Genomic DNA, 16731 nt, shown 5'->3' with positions numbered 1-16731 from the left:
ATTATTTTACCTCCTCTAAAGTTATTCCATTTCCCCATAGTTCTTTAACTACATTGAAATCATCTGTTAAAGTAGCACCTTTAATTTCTGCTGAATTAAATACTGTATTTGGTACTGCAACTAATACAGGAACATCTCCTGATGTACTATCTGCCTCTGATAATGCTATTGTGAAAGCTGGTTTTTCTGTTTTTGCATATTTAACTAGTTTCCCACTTTCTGCATCATATGATAATAGTTGCCCTATTTCAATTTTTCCTTCTGACTGTTTTAACATAAAGTTTTTACCTAAAGGCCCTGAAATTTTATAAACTTTTGTATCAAAATCAGCAACATTTTTAACTAAATTACTCATAATATCCTCCTATTCTTGTCTTTGTATTTTTTTCTTCATTTTCTTCTGTAAACTCTGCTGTTTTAGTAATGTTTTCAAATAAATGTTTGAATGGACTTTCTTCCTTAGAAAATTCTTTTAATTTATCAGCCATTGACATTTTTTCTTCTTCAGAAAATTCAATTATTTTAGAATATTCTGCTTCTTCAAAAGCTTTATCAATAGCAAATTCTAATAGTCCTTGCATTACTGGTGGAAACTTAGAAATTATATTTTTCTTTGTTTCTTCTCTCTCTGCTTCTCTTGTAAACTCTGCTTTCGCTCTTGTATAAATTTCTTCAGGTGTTAAGTTATTTACAGGTTTATTAGTAACTATCATTCCTAGAGTATCTGCAATAGTTTTTAAAGTATCTGCTGAAAACTCTGTTGTTTTTTCAACTGTATATCCTGCTTCTTTTAATTTTTCAGCATAATATTTCTCATTATCTTTTTCCCACATTACATCAAATAAATTTTGCAATTTTACTTTTGTAGAATCTATTCCTTTTAAATACTCTACAAACTCATCAATTTTGCTTTGATTATCTTCTTCTGCAAATTCTATTGTTTCTGTATTTTCCATAGCTGTTAAATCTTGTGAAAACTCACTAAAAGATTGGTCTAAATCTTTAAGATGTGGTGGTGCATATCCTAAGATAGCAAGATGATTAGGTTCTCCATTTTCTCCTATTCCGATTGATAAATTAGGATATTGTTCTTTTATACTATCTCCGAAAGAGTTATAAGAGAACTCTCCAATTAAATATCCCTCACTATCTACATCAGTTACTTTACAACTTCCTGCAATAGGAATAGCTGTTACTGGATAACCATTTTTTATCCAATCATTTACATGCCCCGCTGTAATTGAAAATTCTTTTCCTACCCAAGACTTTAAAGTTTCTGTTGAATAGTTACCTTTTTTTCCATAATTTCCTGCTTTAAATATTTTAGGCATTGTCATTCCTCCTTTCTTCTATTTTTTTAATTCTGTATATTTTGTCACAACTTCGTCTGTAATATATTTTCTAAACTCTGCTGTGATTGGGTGAACTATATCTACAAATTTTTTATTAATCTTAGTTGCTGGCATAGAAACTATTAAACCATTTTTACCTTCAACTACTTTTGCATTATGAATTACTAAGCAATCATTAAAAGTAATATCTACATATGATTTAAGATTTCCTGCATTTTGTTTTGGTACTCTAAATTTTAAATTTGTAATTTTCATTTTTTACCGTCCTTTTATAATATATTTTGTTAAAATTGCTATGTATTTTCTTTTCATTTCTTGGTTAATACCCATGTATCTATATGCTTGAATATCTCCCCAAGGAACTTTTGCTGTTCTTGAATAGCTTCTAACTGTAATTCTTTTTCTATACTTCTTTAATCTCCTGCTGTGCTGTCTTACAGTGAAAGAAACTTCTCCAAATTCGCCTTTATCTGCTCCCTGATTTAATGTCCTTGCATATATAACATTCGTACCAACTCTTGCATAATTTCTACCTGCTGTATTTCTAAAAGAGTTATAAAGTCTGCCAGTATCTTTTAAAGTCTTACCACCTTCTTCGCTTGCTCTTTTAGATTTTTTCCACTTTATCCCGTCAAAACTATGTCCTCTGTCAATATTTCCACGGATTTCATTTTTCATATCAACTGATATTCTTGTCATAGGCTCTTTAAGATTTTTACATCTCTTTAAAATCTCTTTTAATTTCTTTTTAGCTGTTCCTGATGTTTTTACTCCCATTTAAAAGTTCCTTGTCTGCCTTTTTCTCCTGCCGTCATTTTTATATTATTCCAGTAGCTTTCAGCAGGATTACCTTTAAATCCTTTTATATCTACTTCAAAAACATCTTTAGAGATTTTAAGATTGTATTTCTTAAGTTCCTCTTTATTACGAGAAATTACAGTTGAACGACAATGAAAATGATTAGGTGGATAGTATGCACTCCAAAACGAATCATCATATCTTTTTACAACTCCGTCAAGCTGTCTGCATATATTAGAAGTTCTATTGTCTTCTATTGCTGAATATTCCCAATATGGATAATCTTCTACAACTTCCATTTGCTGCTTAAAGTTTCCTATGCTGTATTGTGTCATCATATTAGTTCTATAAACATTCTCTAAGTAATAACCTTGTTTACCTAATCCTGCTTTATTAATAGCTTCTTCACAATCTTTTATCCATTGTTTAAATGTAGTTCCATTTTCAAGTGATTTCTTCATGCTATCAAATAATCTTGTAGTAATTTCTAAATCGTTTGATTTCTTAAGCCATACAAAATTTGCTCTGACATCTTCTGTCACTTCTTCTATCGTGTCATATAATACAGGCATTTTATCTAAGAAAGATTTTATAGCTTCCTCAAATTTCATTTTGAATGGGTCAAATTCTTCTATAACTTCATTAAAAGTTGTATATCTTGAATTGCTGAAACCTTTTATTCTTGAAATTATTAAATCATCTTCAAGCATTGAATAATCTAAGTTGAGTACAAAATCATCTCCTTCTTTTATATTCATTACTTGTTCAATAATTTGTTGTGAAATATTCTCTGTAAACTTATTTAATTTTGAAAGAACATAAGCATTAAATGTATTTGCCCCCTCAATAGTATTAAATAATTTCTTATCTTCTTCTTCAGCAAACTCTTTTATATTTATAACTGAATTAGTTTTTTTTAATATCTTTGTATAATCTATACCTAAGTATTCTCCAAGATATTCATTTTCTAATTCATAACCTGCTGTTGAAAGTTTATTGATATTATCTAGTTTTATTCCAATAAACTCTTGCTGTTTTTTATCAATTTCAGCTTGTTCCTCCTCAGTAACTACTTTTTCAAGTTTCCAAGTAAATAAAGTTGCGTCATATCCAAAATATTCACTGTCAAGCTGTATTAACTGATATAAGCTATCTGAACAGAAATTACATACTTCCTGTACTACTTGTTCAAATCCCTCTTTATGTATCTCTCCTAGAGCTTGAGTACCTTTTCCGTTTTTACTACTTGATTCAAGTGTTAATGTAGAGCCTAAAAGATTTTGAATAAGTTTTTCTTTTTCTACTGCATATAATTTTGTATATATCTCTGGGTCTAAATCTGATAATCTTATAAATTCAAAACTGTCTTTTAAAGAATGATTTCTATTTACAGGAACACCTATTGCATTTTTACCTTTAGCATTTAAAACTGTTTTACCAATTTCAGCAGCTTCTTTATCATCTAAGTTTTCATTATACGGGAATACTATAATGGTATCTCCATATTTTTCTGCTAGTCCTCTTAATTGTCTTGAGAACATCTCTTTATCTAAAAATGCTTGTTGGCAACTTTCAAATATTGTTTTTCCTGTTGGTTGTGCAGGATTCCATTTATGAATACATAATAAGAATTTATCTCTGTTTAAATCAGTTTCATTTGTTCCTATTCTTAATACCCATTTTTTATCAGATGTCTTATATGTAATATACTTATATGGAATAGGTACTAATGAATTAATAGTAAAATCTTTATTGTAAACTATCTCAAAACAACTATATCCATAATATCTTGCAGTTATTAAATGATTTATAATTCTATTAAATTTTATATTTGAAAATCTTTGATTAATTTCTTTTGCTTGCTCGTCATTTTCAGGATTTTCAGCTATAACACTTAATACTCTTCCTGCTGCTTCTCTCTCAATCTTATTGAGTGCTGAACTAATATCAATATCTAAAAGTAGCCTATCTATTGTTTCATCTGTTATCTTATTAGTTTCAGGAGAACTTTCGCTAAATAATTTAATAACTGCTGATGTAATAATTTCTTTTTTATCTTTATTCTCTTTTGCCATTTCTCACCTCCTAAATACCAATATATTTTTTCTTTCTAAGTCTATTTTTTAAAGGTATAAAATCATATTCTTCTAGTCCATAACTCATTGCGTCAAAACTGTGTGCATCAAGATTATATTTTCCTGCTTGAATTTCTCCGTTTTTATCTTTCTTATATACACATTCCTCAGCCTCTTTTTTAGTGTTTGGACATCTATTTATATCAATTACAATCCTTGAAAAACTTCTTAACAGCTGTTCGTGGTATTCAACAGAGCCTTTTCCTTTTGTTGCTCCGTCAATGTTAAATCCCTCATCATAAAAATCTGCTATTGTTTGAGATGAAGCACTATCTGCATAAATTGAAATATTATTATCTTTCATAGGCTGTAACCCTTGCATTAACTCTTGTGTAGTTTTACCTTTATCATAATATTCCCAATATACATACAGTTCATTTAGAACTTTATTAACTGCCATTTTCAAACCACAGGTATATGAAATAGAATGCCCCCAGTCAATACCTCTGTATTCGTCCCTTTTAGTAAGTTTATCCTTAACATATCTTTCATATACATCTTCTTCAAATACAGCATTATATAAAACTAAATCTCCATCTGCTCCAAATTTCCCGTCTCTAGCAATTCTTTTAATACGAGGGTCTTTTTCACTTTCCAACTCATAAATAAAACTTGCAGGAAGAAATGGATTGTCCCTGTAAGTCGAATGATGAACTTTTACAATAAAATTTTCTTTTGTTCCGTCCTCTAGTGTAATACTGTCAATTTTAGTTAATGTTCTTTTTTTATAAAGTTCTTCTTCATCAAAGTTAAATCCCTCTTCTGTAAAGAACATTCTATATATCGAAGATAATCTTGAAACAGGGTTACACATTAAAACTAAATGTTTTTTTATACCAAGAACTCTTAATCTTTTTCTAAGTTCTTTTATATCTTCTATACTCAATTCGTCAGCTTCTTCAATTAAGATATAGTCAATATTTTTTATAGATTTTAATTTTCTATATTCGTCCATTCCTCTAAAAATGATTTTAGAGCTATTTCTCTTATTTTCTGCTTCATATGGAGATTTTATTAACTTCCACCTGTTGCTGACTCCTAAAGTATCAAAGGCTTCTTTTAAATCTTCAAAACAGCTATCTTTTAAAGTTGAATAAACTTTTCTGACAACTAACATTTTTCTTTTCTCTTGTGTAGCAAGTAAAGCTGTTTTTAAAAATCCTGTAAAACTTTTTCCACTTGCATACCCGCCAATCATAAGAAGAATATCAAAATCATTGTCCATTAATACTTTATAGAAATGTTTTTTTATTTTTAATTTCATTAGTCCAACACCTCTATTTGAAGAATATTATCTTCTGTATCTTCTTCATCAGGTTTTATCACTTTCAACTTTTCAAGTTCTAGCCTTTCTAATCTATCTATTCTGTTCACTTCAAAAATTGATTGCTCTATTTCTTCAGAAAGTTTTATTTTTTCAAATGTAGCTTTTCCAACCTCTCCAGCATTTATTTCTTCTTCAACAGAATATAGAGCTTCTTCATTAAGAGAAAGCCTTTTTAGTTTATTAGTTTTTATCCTTTCTCTCATATCCTCATGGAATGATTTTAGATATTTAAGCTGCGATTGTTGAAGATTTTCTTTGGAACTTATATCTCCTACTGTACTTCTAGGAAGTCCGACTTTGTCCGCGGTTTCTCTTATAGTTGCACCCTCTTCTATCATAACTCTCGCTATTTCTTTCTTTTGTTTGGTTGGAATATCTTTTTTTGTGTGCATACTTTTTTTATTTTGTGTGCATACACTCGTTTTTTTTTCTGCACTCTTTTTTGTCCAACTGTATCTCTGTTTCCAAGACTTCACAGTGTTAATGGTTACTCCATATTTATCAGCTATATCTTTGTACTTCATTCCGTTTTTATAATCTTTTTCTGCTAACTCATATTTATTCACTCATTTTTACACCTCCTAGTCTTAAAAAAATAAAAAAGGCTAGAAAAGTACCCAATTTACTTGAGTATATTTCTAGCCTTTGTGTTACAGCCTTTGGTATTTAATTTTATATCTATATTATATATGTTTTTTCTTTAATTTTCAATAGTTTGTTAATATTATTTTAAATTTTTTTAATAGTAATTTCTTTTGTTTTTTCATTAAAAGATATAACAACTTCTCTATCTTCCTCTGTTATATTCATTTTTTCAATATATTCTTTTGGAATATTTATTGAAAATTGCCCTCCACCTCTATTAGAAGGCTTTCTGTAAGATAATTTTCTTCTATTTTCCATTTTGTCCCTCCATTGACTTTTTACGAAAAATAACTTATAATTTAAGTACCTAGAAAGTTAATCAATAAATAAGAACTTTGAAATCTATTTTTCAGAGTTCTTATTTTTTTTATTTACATACCACTTATATAGTTTATATGAATATTCTACTGTTTTGCCCACTAAAACAAATATAAGAAGTCCATGCCATATTTTATCGCTCATACTTAACACCTCCTAAATAATTTAGAGGGGAAGGGAGGAAAGGGCTTAATGCCCTTTGTGCCTCCTTATGAAATTTTGAAACCATTTAAATATCTGATAAATCAATTTAATGGTTTCAACTATCACAAGAATCTTCCCTAGAAAGTCAATCATATTGTTTTTCCTCCCCTCTTGAATATATTATAACATTGTATGCGTACAATGTCAAGTTTTTTCCTAATATTTATTGTAGTTAAATAAAAAATCCTTAGTAATTTAATACTAAAGATTTATTTTTTACTTACATTTTTATTCAAAAATGGTGTCATATCTATTTTAGTAATCTCTCCACACTTGCATTTAAGTATAAAAGAATTATTTTCTATAATTACTCCTCTTTTAGCTTTGAGTTCTATTTTGTTCATATCCTCAATTTTTCCAAGGTATGCCTTACATTTACTACATTTAAATATAATCACTGTTCCTCCGTATCACTTTTCAAGTTCTTCTAGCTTCTTATCAATTATAATAAAACAAGTAATAACCATTCCAAGTGCTAATATAATAATAAGCCCTGCTAAAACTCCTACCCAAATCATTTATTCCACCTCTTCTATAATACAAATTAATCTAGGATTTTCACTATCTTTTCCACCTACTTCTGCATGACAAGAAATATATTTATTTACATTATCATCTTTTATCATTCCTGCTTGAACTAATGCGTCTAGTAGAAATTTATCTAATACACTAACTACATTCATAAGGTCACAATCGCCTCTTTTATACCACAGCTGATACTTTACTCCTATTCTCTTATCAAAAGGCTTTCTAGTCCCTCTCAGTTGCTCAAAAACGATTTCATTATATTGTTTCTTAACTTTATCTTTAATTCCATAGTGAGCATTTCTAAACCAATTTAAACTAACGAGAACTTTTTTATTTTTACTTGTGTTAGCATATATTGGTAATTCTATTGTTAGTTTCAATTTTTTCTCCCCCATGATTTTTATGAAATTTATAAATTCTATTCCACTCTTCTCTTTGCTTTATAGCTTCTTCTTTGGTTTTAAATCTTTTTCCAATTCTTTTATTCTCATAACATATTTGAGATACCCATTTTTTTTCTCTCTTTGAATAAGAAACTCCTGTAATTCCAGAAGTATTAGCTTTACTTCTTGTCATATTTCTTAGATTTTCAGTATTGTCAACTTCTCTTAAATTTGATATACGATTATCTTTCTTATTATGATTGATGTGGTCTATTTTATCTGGATAATATCCATAAACATATAACCAAGCTAATCTATGTAAATAATATTCTTTATTGTGTATACCACATTTAAGATAACCTTTTTTACAATTAACACCAACTATTTCTCCTACTTTTTGCCTCATTGCTGTTCTTTTTTTTCTTATAAAAATACCTGTCATATGATTATATTCAAATAATTCTTTTAATTCACTTTGAGTTATAATATTATCCATTATTTTCTCCTTTAACTCCGGAAAATTTTCTTCACAATATTTTAAAAATATACTGACTTCTTTTTACTAGTATTTATATATATCGGTAAAATTATCTCCACAGCTTTCAGCTCCTTATTTTCTTTTTGCTATCCATTCTATTCTGTTGTTAATTGTTTTATGTAGTTCCTGTTCTCCTACTTCAATTCCTTTCTCATAGGCTGTAAGTAGTGCATAATCTATAATTTTTATAATATCCTTTTTTTCTTCTCCAGCTTTCTTACCTACTCTATGAATATATTTAATTATATTTCCTTGATTAAAGCTGTATTTATTTGCCATTATAAAGTCAATAGGCTCTATTCCTGTATTCTCATAATGACTATGAAGTTCTTTCTCTACTTCATCATTTATTATTTTTTTATCTGGTAATAATATATCTTTTTTTAAATCTTCACAATTGTATGCTTCCAATTTTTCCTCCTAGATTATTGTTACATATATTTTTTCAACTTCATTTTGCCAAAAATTATCATATATCTTAAACTCTTTTAATATACTATTTAATTGTGCTTTATATTCATTATAGACTGGACTTTTTTCTCTTTTGACAAACATGTCATGGACTGTTCCTACACAAGTTAAAGCACATGCATAAGTTTTAAATAATCTACAATTAACTTCACTTTCTTTTTCAAAAAATTCTTTTCTAGATTTAACATCTAAATTTAATTCTTCTTTAAAATTATTTTCTATAATGTCTTTAACTTTGTTATAACCTTTATGTTTTATAACCTCATCATATTGAATAAAGATTTTTAATTTCTTTATAACAGAAGTTAAATATCCTTTTAAATAAGGTTTTATATAAGTCTCTTTATTGTTATATAAATCTCTATCTTCTTGTAGATAATCTATAAAAGTTGCTAATATAATTTCTGTATTATGTACAGGTCTAAAAATTTTATCTATTACTTTTCTATTTTTATTCTCTATTTTTTCTTTTTTAGTCATTTTAGGTTTTATTTTTCTCATCTGTATTCCTCTTCATTCACTATTTTTCTATCCTAATAACTTTTGCAACCAAGATTTGCTTTTTTGATTTTCATATTTATTTATAAGATTATTATTTGCCTTTGTAGTTTCTTCTGCTATGTCTCTATATTTTTTAGCTTGTTTTTGTAGTTCTATAATTTGTGACTGCAAGAATTTTATTTCTGCATTATATGCTACATCATCTTCTCTATTCTCTTTTGCATATATAAAAGCCATTTCTCTTATAGCACTTTGCAAGTCTTTTGTATTATATATATCTCTAGTTTTATAGTCTATTCCTAGAACTTCTTTTACAGATGTAACTATTTTCTTCCATTCATTTCTATTTCTTTTCTGCATTTTTTCCTCCTGTGGTTGTAAACTATCAGTTGACTACCACCTAACCGTTTATTAAAAAAATTCTAATGTTCTTCTTTACTTTTTTGAAAATATAATATATAATTTTGTTATACATTTATTGAAAATGTGTTATAAAAGTCTGTACTGGTAATATGGACTTAAAATTTTAAAAGTGTTAAAAAATTTGCATTAGTATCACCTGAGAAAGCTACCACTGGCAAGGTAGCTTTTTTTCTTAAATAGTTTAATATCTTTAGGGAGAAATACCTAGTTACATACCGAACCTAGAAGTCAAGCCTAAGATAGTTCTTAATACTGTTTGGGGAGCTAAATGGGAAAAAGAATTTAGCTATTTTACACCTTAGCTTTTGCAAGGAGGTGAATAATGCACATTTTTTTCAACACTTTAGCTGAATGGTTACCAGTCGTTCAGTTAGTAACACCTTACTTAATCTTTGCCAGAGAATTTGTAATGGTATGTTACTATGTGCGTTTATTTTATAAAAATAAATAAACCACCAATATATTTACGGCTCTTATGAGCCGTTTTTATATTTCTTGTTTCCACCTAACCGTTTTATGATTTGACCTAACCGTCGTTATACTATATAATTATTATATTTATAAATTTTATTTACTTTCACATAGTCATTTTGAACTGTCAGCCATTAGTTGACAGTTCCTTTTTCTTCCCAAATGCTAGCCATATTATTATCAAACAAGCCGTATTGAACAGAATAGTTATCTCCTACAAAATGATTTGCTATAAGCTCTAAATCATCTTGTCTTATTTCCTTGCCTTTTATATTTTTAATTGTAATATGCTTAATGATTTTCTTTTTATCAGGAATATGGTCAAAGTATATCTCATAATTCTTGTATTCATAAACACCTATAAACTCATAATTCTTCTCATCTCCGTCAAGAATTCTGTTGTAAAATACTTTCATAAGTTGTGTTCTGTGCTCGTCTTTTATAAATTCTGACTTTAATTTTCTCATTCTGCCGTCTCCTTAAATGCTTTAAAATGGTTTGGATAAACTTTATCTTTTTTTAATTTTTTAACTATATTTTCAGAAAGCCATACTCCGTCAATATGATATTTTTCAGAAAATGCTTTAGCTTCTATATTATGGAACTCTGTATGATGTTCTCTACATAAAGATATAAACCTTGTTTTCAATCCATCATCATGTTCATAGCCCCCAATGCTATTTACACTATCCCAATGGTGTAGGTCTATTTCTCTTTGTTCTGTTGTAGCTCCACATATTGCACAAGTCTTATTCATAAGACAAGCTATAACATATTTTCTTATATCAGGAACTATCTCTCTTGCAGACCTTACAATTCTATTTTTACCATGTCCCTCTACAACTTTTAATGTACAACCTGTTAAATTTAAAGCATGTTCAATAATAAATTGAATAAAATCAGTTGCAATTTTCATAGTAGCTGCATTTCTCTTGTAAGGACTACATGAAAAATCTTCTACACAATTTTTTATACAAAATTCAGCTTTTAGAAGTTCTCTTAATTCTTCAGGTTCATATCCTATTATCTCGGAATAATCTCTGCACAATGCAAATATCATTTTCATTTGATCCAAAGATAATCTTTGTACAGGCTCAACTTCCCATGTAGATTGTTTAAGAACTCCAAAGAAATTTTTTACTTTTTCTTCTGTAATAGTTCCTTTTGCTGAGGGAACTAAAACCTTTATATGATTATTCTCTCTATCTATGTCAATTACATACTGCATTTAATCCACCTTTTTTATTTAATAATAGTTTTTATAATTTCAACTATTCCGTCTATTACACAGCCATCTAAAATAAATGTTCCAAGATATAAAAGTTCAAATTCTAAATTGTATTTTGCTGATAAAAATACAAGTCCTAAAGTAATCATTAAATCCCCCTTATTGCAAAATATAAACCTATTCCTACAAGACAAAAGCATATTAAATGTGCTATCATTTTCTTTTTAGCTTTCTTAATCTCATTCTGTCTATTAAAATACATGTAGGTTTATCCATTAATTTCTGTTTTTGCTTAAGTAATTCAATTAATTTTTCTTCCATACTTTTTTTAACTCCTCAATTGTGATTTTATTTCTTTCACAAAATTTTAAAACATCATTTTTATTTATAAATACTTGTCCATGTTTAAAAGGTTTTCTATTTAGTTTTATATAGTATCGCAACATATAAACCTTTTCTTTATGGCAGATATCTTGTAATTCTTGTGGTACGGGTATTCTCTCAAATTCTATTAGTCTCATTCTTATACCCCCTCATAAACCTTTTGTACTGCACCTAGAAATTTAAAAGGCATTGTTCCTGTGCTTCCATTTCTATTTTTTAAAATAATACAATCCATGCTCTCAGGGTCTGCTTCTTCGTTGTAGTATGCTTCTCTATAAATTCCTATTACAACACTAGCGTCCTGTTCAATTTGTCCTGATTCTCTAAGGTCTGATAATATAGGTTTTTTATCTCCCCTCTGCTCTACTGCTCTTGAAAGCTGACAAAGTTCTATGATAGGAATTTGAAGTTTCATAGCTATTCTTTTAAGCTCCATAGATAAGTAAGTTATTTCTTCAACTCTTCCACGACCTTCTGTTGCTCTTAATAACTGCATATAGTCAATTATTATAAATTCAGGCTTGTCATTTTCTGCAATTTCTAAAATGTCATCACTAGAAAAGTTTCCTGAGATTATCTGAAGATTATCTGCAAGTCTCTGCATTTCTTCAACTGCATTTGTAATTCTGCCATGTTCCTCTTTACTTAAATTCTTAGCTTCAAAACTGTCCTGAAATTTATTTATAGGCACAAGACTAAGCTGAGACATCATTCTGTTTATTATTTGTTCCTCTCCCATTTCTAGTGAGAAAAATAAGCCTTTACTCCCATTCTTAGCAAACTCTAAAGCTAGAGATAATGCAAATGTTGTTTTACCTGAATTTCCAGTAACATATATTTTATTATTTTGTCTAATCAAGAAAAAACCAGTATTTGTTGTAAAACAATACATATATTTTCCTGCTTCAACTTTTTCAAATGAATTAACATCAGATTTTTTTAGAGTTCTACATCCATATTTTGTTCCTTTAGAAAAATTAAGGTTGTATATAATGTCATTTTTATATTTATTTTCTCTTTTTTCTATTCTTAAAGTTGCTCTGTATCCTAAAGAAGTTGCTATTAACTGTATAGTTTCAGCAGTTTCTTTATTAACAGTAGAAAAAGTAAATAATCTATTACCTCCACAGATATAGCTATCCCAATATTTAAGTTCATCCATTATAATTTCTCTTTGATGTTTATTTGTTTTTAAAAACCAATCATATTTAAAAACTTTATCTCTGTTATCCATTAAAAATGAATATCTTTTATATTCGTCAGCATGCTCTTTTACTCTGTAATCTAAGTTATTTTTTTCTAAAAGGTCTTCTAATCTTAATTTTTTTCTATCTTTTTTTATATTTATATAACATCTTTTACTACCTTTGCTTTTTAAAAAACTTCCATCTGCAAAAACTGCAACTTTTAATCTAATATATTCATCACTGTAATTTATGCCACTTCCAAACCACTCAAAAGTTTCTGGAATATTAATTATATGAGGATTACCCTCTTTATTTATCCAAGAATTATAAAGTTCTCTTGTTGTGAATTCCCTACAAAAACCTTTTTCTGAAATATGTGGATGTCTATGTTCTACTGAACTTACTAAATCCATTGTTCCAACTTTATTTTTCATTCTATAAAACTCAGTTGTGTTATATTTGTGATACATAAGAGGTTTTGCAAATTGTCCTGTTATATCAATTTGGTTTGTGTTAGTTTTATAATTTATTTCTAATATTTCTTCATTAGTCCATTTTGATATATCAAGCCAACCTTTTTTTGTTAAAACTTCTGTCCCTGCAGGTAAACATCCTGGTCTACCAGCTATAACAGTAACATCTCCCTTGTATAGTTTCACAACCTTGTTAAATCTATACCAATTTTTAGCTTTTACACTATTCTGCATATCTAAGTTATCTATATTTTTAAAAAATTTAAGTGAAGCTTCTTTTAGATTTATTTTATTTATTTGCTTAGTTTTAGTAAAAACAGTTTTTAGTTTGTCTATTCCCTCTGCTATTTCAGATACATTGTTAGAATTTATAATATTCTGTGCTATATCTTTTGCGTGATTTTTTTCTAACTCTGTAAGAAGTTCTTTATAACTCTTAGTTGCAAACTCTGTTCCAATGTCCATATCTCCATTGTCTAATACTTTTCTTGTATAGTCCTCAGAAAGATTTAAAAATATTTCTATGTCTATAACTTCTTTATTTTTCCTCTTGTCTTTAAGAAGTTCTACTAACTTTTGCCCTTCTAAACTAAAATAATTTTTATAATTATATATCTCCTTAAAAACTTTATCTGTTATAAACTGATTTTTTAAAACAAGATAAGAAAGTAAATCGTATTCAGGTTTATTTTTCATATTTACCACAATCTCTTTCTTGAAGGGTCTTTACTTGTAGACTGTTCCGTCACACTAACCTTGTTTTTATAATAATCAGCTAAGATTTTATTAAGCATACTAAGTTGTGTAAAGTGTGCTATTGTAGGTTTATTACTGCATTTGCCCATTAAAAAATCTGATTCTTTTATTTTCTGTATCAAAATAGTTAAATCTATATCTTTATAAATATAAGGTTTTATTACTCCATCTACTTGTATTTTATTTAAACCTGTTGAGTTTGTAGCAATGTTTTGTAATTCAACTAAATTCTTAGCACGATTGACTGATTCCTCGTTAAGAGGAACATCATTCTTACTATCGTTATTCTTTTTAAAGTTATTCTTACTAGCGTACAAGTTTTCTGTACTACTAGTCGTACAAGTTTTCTGTACTACTGTAGTCCAATCTTCTGTACTACTGTCAGTACACTTTTTTGTACTAGTACAAGTTTCTGTACTAGTGTAATTATTTGTACTAGTGCAATCTTCTGTACTTTTAACTTTAAGATAATAAATATTGCTTGAACTAAAACATTTCACTTTATCTACTATATCTAGTTCTTGTAATTCTTTAAGATTATTTGAAACAGTTGTTCTGCTGTTACATTTTAAATCTTCTATAAGTTCATCATAAGAGTATTTGATATAAACATCTCCATCATTATCAATCCAATTATTTTTTGCAGACATTCTTAATCTTTCATACATAAGTGCATAAGTTTTAAAAGCACCTGATGATATTTTGCCGTCAATAAATAAATCCATAAGCCATTTAGGTATTTGATAATAAACTATGCCATTTAATTCTCTAGCTTTTATTCTATTACTCATGTCATCTTCTCCTTTAGGAGTTATGCCACTAACTCCTGTATTTTTAGTTTGTATCCACCCATCATATCTGAGTTAGTGGCTCTGACATGATGAGCAGATATAAAATAAAAACGCGTATCTTACGCGTAAATACGCGTATTTTGTAGGCTTTTTTAGAGAAAGCCTTAAAACTCAAATTAAAATAATACAAAGTATGAAATATAAAATCATTTTCAAAGGAGGTGAAAATGAAAAATAAAAGGGAATGCCAAGACTTGAACTTGATTGTCGTATAGTAGACTTCTTAAAGTTCACCACGAACTGCTGACCTCAGACACATTCCCATAAGTGTGGCACAGGGAGAAGTGCCACCTTACCTCAATTATGTAACACTCTCGTCTTTTTTTTAGAGACGATAACTAAAATTTTTAGCGACTATATCATGTTCCACATTGTTAAGAGGTGCAATATAGTCTATATCATACTGGGAATGTTCAGACTTGAACTGAAATCTCCTAATACAAAGGTTAGGTGTTTATCCATTTAAACTGCATTCCCATTTGTGTGGTGCTTATTATTAAACACCACTGGCGGAAAAATTATATAGGTTCACTTCTGACTGTTTCTGGTCGTCACTACCATGATATTTATTTTTAAAACTCCTTTGTTATATAATATATTTGTGAGATAACTACATAAAGAAAGGAGGTTTAAACTATGATTTTAAATCCAGACTGTATAAGGGATATACTCTTATTGCTTGAAGCAAAAATAGAGTACGGAAGAGCCTTATATATTAACTGGAAAAATTATAAAAACTATTGTGATAAATATTCAAAAGATGAATTTTTTTATCATTTAGAACAGTGTATAAAATTCCAATATGTTGACGGTGAATATAAAACTTATTCATTTAAAATTTATGATTTAACTCCAAAAGGGCATTCTTTTTTAGCAAATATTCGTTCTATTACTACATGGAACAAAACTAAAAATATAGCTTCTAAAATAGGAAGTTTATCATTAGAAATTTTAAAAGATATTGCTTCTGATATAATTACTAAAACCCTTTTAGAACAGCATCACCGTCTATAATTATTTCTAGTTTTAAAATAGCCTCTTCTCTTCCAGAGGTTATTTTTTTTGTGAATTCATAGTTCCATACAAGGTCTATCAGAACACCATTCAAAATTACTGCTCCTGCTTCTATTACCACATTATTTATTTTTTTGTTTTTTTCTTTTTCCAATGTTCTCACCACCTTTTTTATGGCGGAAGCAACAGGATTTGAACCTGTAAGAGTTTTACCTCGGCACTTTAGCAAAGTGCTGCATTACCATTATGCTATGCTTCCACATAAGCGACAAAGGAATTCTAAGCTATTGCCTACTTCCATTCGGAAACCCAGTCGCTTTTACTGTACAGTTAATAACTGTTTTTAGTTATTTAAAAGAACAAAAAAAATTAAAAGGTAATAATTTTACTAAATTTCTTAATTACCTTATCAGTTGGTACTGTCTTATTTTTTTTTATTTTATTTCTTAAATTTGCAAAATAGAATTTATCTATTCCTACGATATCTGCAATATCAGTGTATGAAAGATGATTATTTCTTTTATAGGTATCAATTTTTAGCAAAAATTCTTGACCTATTTTTTTTTGTACTTCTACGAGTTCTTCTTTCATTATATCCTCCTTTACAATTTCAATTATTATTATATAACTATTTTTAGTTATAGTCAATAACTTTTTTTTCTTAAATAAAAAAAGCTGAGTAACATTTTAAAAAAAATGTTTTACTCAGCTCTCTTTTTTGTATAATATAGTCACCACAACAAT

General features: G+C 28.2%; 23 protein-coding genes, 1 tRNA gene and 1 rRNA gene. 2 read left to right on the top strand and 23 right to left on the bottom strand.

What is annotated here, in order from left to right; genetic code table 11:
* Position 1: 1 nt before the first annotated feature.
* From I6E17_RS08815 to I6E17_RS08750, 14 genes are all read right to left on the bottom strand, one after another.
* A complete protein-coding gene (locus tag I6E17_RS08815; RefSeq protein ID WP_235236798.1) occupies positions 2-355 on the bottom strand; it encodes a hypothetical protein in 354 nt (117 codons plus the stop codon).
* A complete protein-coding gene (locus I6E17_RS08810; protein WP_235236796.1) occupies positions 348-1331 on the bottom strand; it encodes a hypothetical protein in 984 nt (327 codons plus the stop codon). The genes I6E17_RS08815 and I6E17_RS08810 overlap by 8 nt, the downstream gene beginning before the upstream one ends.
* Positions 1332-1349: 18 nt before the next feature.
* Positions 1350-1607, bottom strand: coding sequence for a SpoVG family protein (locus I6E17_RS08805; protein WP_235236794.1), 258 nt, complete (start codon positions 1605-1607; stop codon positions 1350-1352).
* A 3-nt stretch (positions 1608-1610) separates the two neighbouring features.
* Positions 1611-2129 carry a phage virion morphogenesis protein gene (locus tag I6E17_RS08800; protein ID WP_235236791.1) on the bottom strand — a complete coding sequence of 173 codons (519 nt, stop codon included), beginning with the start codon at positions 2127-2129 and terminating at the stop codon, positions 1611-1613.
* Entirely contained in the window at positions 2120-4225 is a 2106-nt protein-coding gene (locus I6E17_RS08795) for a phage portal protein family protein (RefSeq protein WP_235236789.1), read from the bottom strand. The genes I6E17_RS08800 and I6E17_RS08795 overlap by 10 nt, the downstream gene beginning before the upstream one ends.
* Positions 4226-4235: 10 nt before the next feature.
* Entirely contained in the window at positions 4236-5549 is a 1314-nt protein-coding gene (locus I6E17_RS08790) for a PBSX family phage terminase large subunit (protein ID WP_235236787.1), read from the bottom strand.
* On the bottom strand, positions 5549-6178 hold the full coding sequence (locus tag I6E17_RS08785) for a helix-turn-helix domain-containing protein (RefSeq protein WP_235236785.1): 630 nt from the start codon (positions 6176-6178) through the stop codon (positions 5549-5551). The genes I6E17_RS08790 and I6E17_RS08785 overlap by 1 nt, the downstream gene beginning before the upstream one ends.
* A 163-nt stretch (positions 6179-6341) precedes the next feature.
* Positions 6342-6515 (bottom strand): hypothetical protein, encoded by a 174-nt coding sequence (locus I6E17_RS08780; protein WP_235236783.1) that lies wholly within the window; start codon positions 6513-6515, stop codon positions 6342-6344.
* Between the two features lie 473 nt (positions 6516-6988).
* The gene (locus I6E17_RS08775) at positions 6989-7177 is read right to left on the bottom strand and encodes a hypothetical protein (protein WP_235236781.1); all 189 of its coding nucleotides are present in this window, start codon (positions 7175-7177) and stop codon (positions 6989-6991) included.
* A gap of 120 nt (positions 7178-7297) precedes the next feature.
* Positions 7298-7687 (bottom strand): hypothetical protein, encoded by a 390-nt coding sequence (locus tag I6E17_RS08770; protein ID WP_235236779.1) that lies wholly within the window; start codon positions 7685-7687, stop codon positions 7298-7300.
* Positions 7653-8186 carry an HNH endonuclease gene (locus I6E17_RS08765; protein ID WP_235236777.1) on the bottom strand — a complete coding sequence of 178 codons (534 nt, stop codon included), beginning with the start codon at positions 8184-8186 and terminating at the stop codon, positions 7653-7655. The genes I6E17_RS08770 and I6E17_RS08765 overlap by 35 nt, the downstream gene beginning before the upstream one ends.
* Before the next feature lie 114 nt (positions 8187-8300).
* Positions 8301-8639, bottom strand: coding sequence for a DUF3310 domain-containing protein (locus I6E17_RS08760; RefSeq protein WP_235236773.1), 339 nt, complete (start codon positions 8637-8639; stop codon positions 8301-8303).
* A 9-nt stretch (positions 8640-8648) separates the two neighbouring features.
* The gene (locus I6E17_RS08755) at positions 8649-9200 is read right to left on the bottom strand and encodes a hypothetical protein (protein ID WP_235236771.1); all 552 of its coding nucleotides are present in this window, start codon (positions 9198-9200) and stop codon (positions 8649-8651) included.
* Between the two features lie 27 nt (positions 9201-9227).
* The gene (locus tag I6E17_RS08750) at positions 9228-9560 is read right to left on the bottom strand and encodes a hypothetical protein (RefSeq protein ID WP_235236769.1); all 333 of its coding nucleotides are present in this window, start codon (positions 9558-9560) and stop codon (positions 9228-9230) included.
* A gap of 237 nt (positions 9561-9797) precedes the next feature.
* On the opposite strand from I6E17_RS08750, the gene rrf reads away from it, so the two are divergent.
* Positions 9798-9916, top strand: a 5S ribosomal RNA gene (gene rrf, locus I6E17_RS08745).
* Positions 9917-10228: 312 nt separating this feature from the next.
* On the opposite strand, the gene I6E17_RS08740 is transcribed toward rrf, so the two are convergent.
* The 6 genes from I6E17_RS08740 to I6E17_RS08720 all read right to left on the bottom strand — a co-directional run bounded on the left by I6E17_RS08740 (position 10229) and on the right by I6E17_RS08720 (position 14913).
* Complete coding sequence (locus tag I6E17_RS08740) at positions 10229-10561, bottom strand: hypothetical protein (protein ID WP_235236767.1); 333 nt, start codon at positions 10559-10561, stop codon at positions 10229-10231.
* Positions 10558-11322: a putative HNHc nuclease gene (locus I6E17_RS08735; RefSeq protein WP_235236765.1), complete on the bottom strand. Its 765-nt coding sequence runs from the start codon at positions 11320-11322 to the stop codon at positions 10558-10560. Before I6E17_RS08735 ends, I6E17_RS08740 begins: the two co-directional genes overlap by 4 nt.
* Before the next feature lie 14 nt (positions 11323-11336).
* Complete coding sequence (locus tag I6E17_RS09920) at positions 11337-11471, bottom strand: hypothetical protein (protein WP_268825989.1); 135 nt, start codon at positions 11469-11471, stop codon at positions 11337-11339.
* A 156-nt stretch (positions 11472-11627) separates the two neighbouring features.
* Entirely contained in the window at positions 11628-11843 is a 216-nt protein-coding gene (locus I6E17_RS08730; RefSeq protein WP_235236763.1) for a hypothetical protein, read from the bottom strand.
* A 2-nt stretch (positions 11844-11845) separates the two neighbouring features.
* On the bottom strand, positions 11846-14062 hold the full coding sequence (locus I6E17_RS08725) for a DnaB-like helicase C-terminal domain-containing protein (protein ID WP_235236761.1): 2217 nt from the start codon (positions 14060-14062) through the stop codon (positions 11846-11848).
* A 2-nt stretch (positions 14063-14064) separates the two neighbouring features.
* Entirely contained in the window at positions 14065-14913 is an 849-nt protein-coding gene (locus I6E17_RS08720; RefSeq protein ID WP_235236759.1) for a replication initiator protein A, read from the bottom strand.
* Between the two features lie 696 nt (positions 14914-15609).
* Here I6E17_RS08720 and I6E17_RS08715 point away from each other — a divergent pair.
* On the top strand, positions 15610-15987 hold the full coding sequence (locus I6E17_RS08715; RefSeq protein ID WP_235236757.1) for a DUF2513 domain-containing protein: 378 nt from the start codon (positions 15610-15612) through the stop codon (positions 15985-15987).
* Here the strand turns inward: I6E17_RS08715 and I6E17_RS08710 are convergent.
* The 3 genes from I6E17_RS08710 to I6E17_RS08700 form a co-directional block, all read right to left on the bottom strand.
* The gene (locus tag I6E17_RS08710; protein WP_235236756.1) at positions 15953-16141 is read right to left on the bottom strand and encodes a hypothetical protein; all 189 of its coding nucleotides are present in this window, start codon (positions 16139-16141) and stop codon (positions 15953-15955) included. The two genes, I6E17_RS08715 and I6E17_RS08710, sit on opposite strands and share 35 nt — an antisense overlap.
* A gap of 20 nt (positions 16142-16161) precedes the next feature.
* A tRNA-Ser gene (locus I6E17_RS08705) sits at positions 16162-16246 on the bottom strand.
* Between the two features lie 110 nt (positions 16247-16356).
* Entirely contained in the window at positions 16357-16578 is a 222-nt protein-coding gene (locus I6E17_RS08700) for a hypothetical protein (RefSeq protein ID WP_235236754.1), read from the bottom strand.
* Between the last annotated feature and the right edge of the window lie 153 nt (positions 16579-16731).

Origin of the sequence: Fusobacterium perfoetens (genome assembly GCF_021531595.1) — a bacterium.
Lineage (GTDB): Bacteria > Fusobacteriota > Fusobacteriia > Fusobacteriales > Fusobacteriaceae > Fusobacterium_B.
Note: the sequence above shows the minus strand (reverse complement) of the source record. Positions and strands in the feature narration are given on the sequence as shown.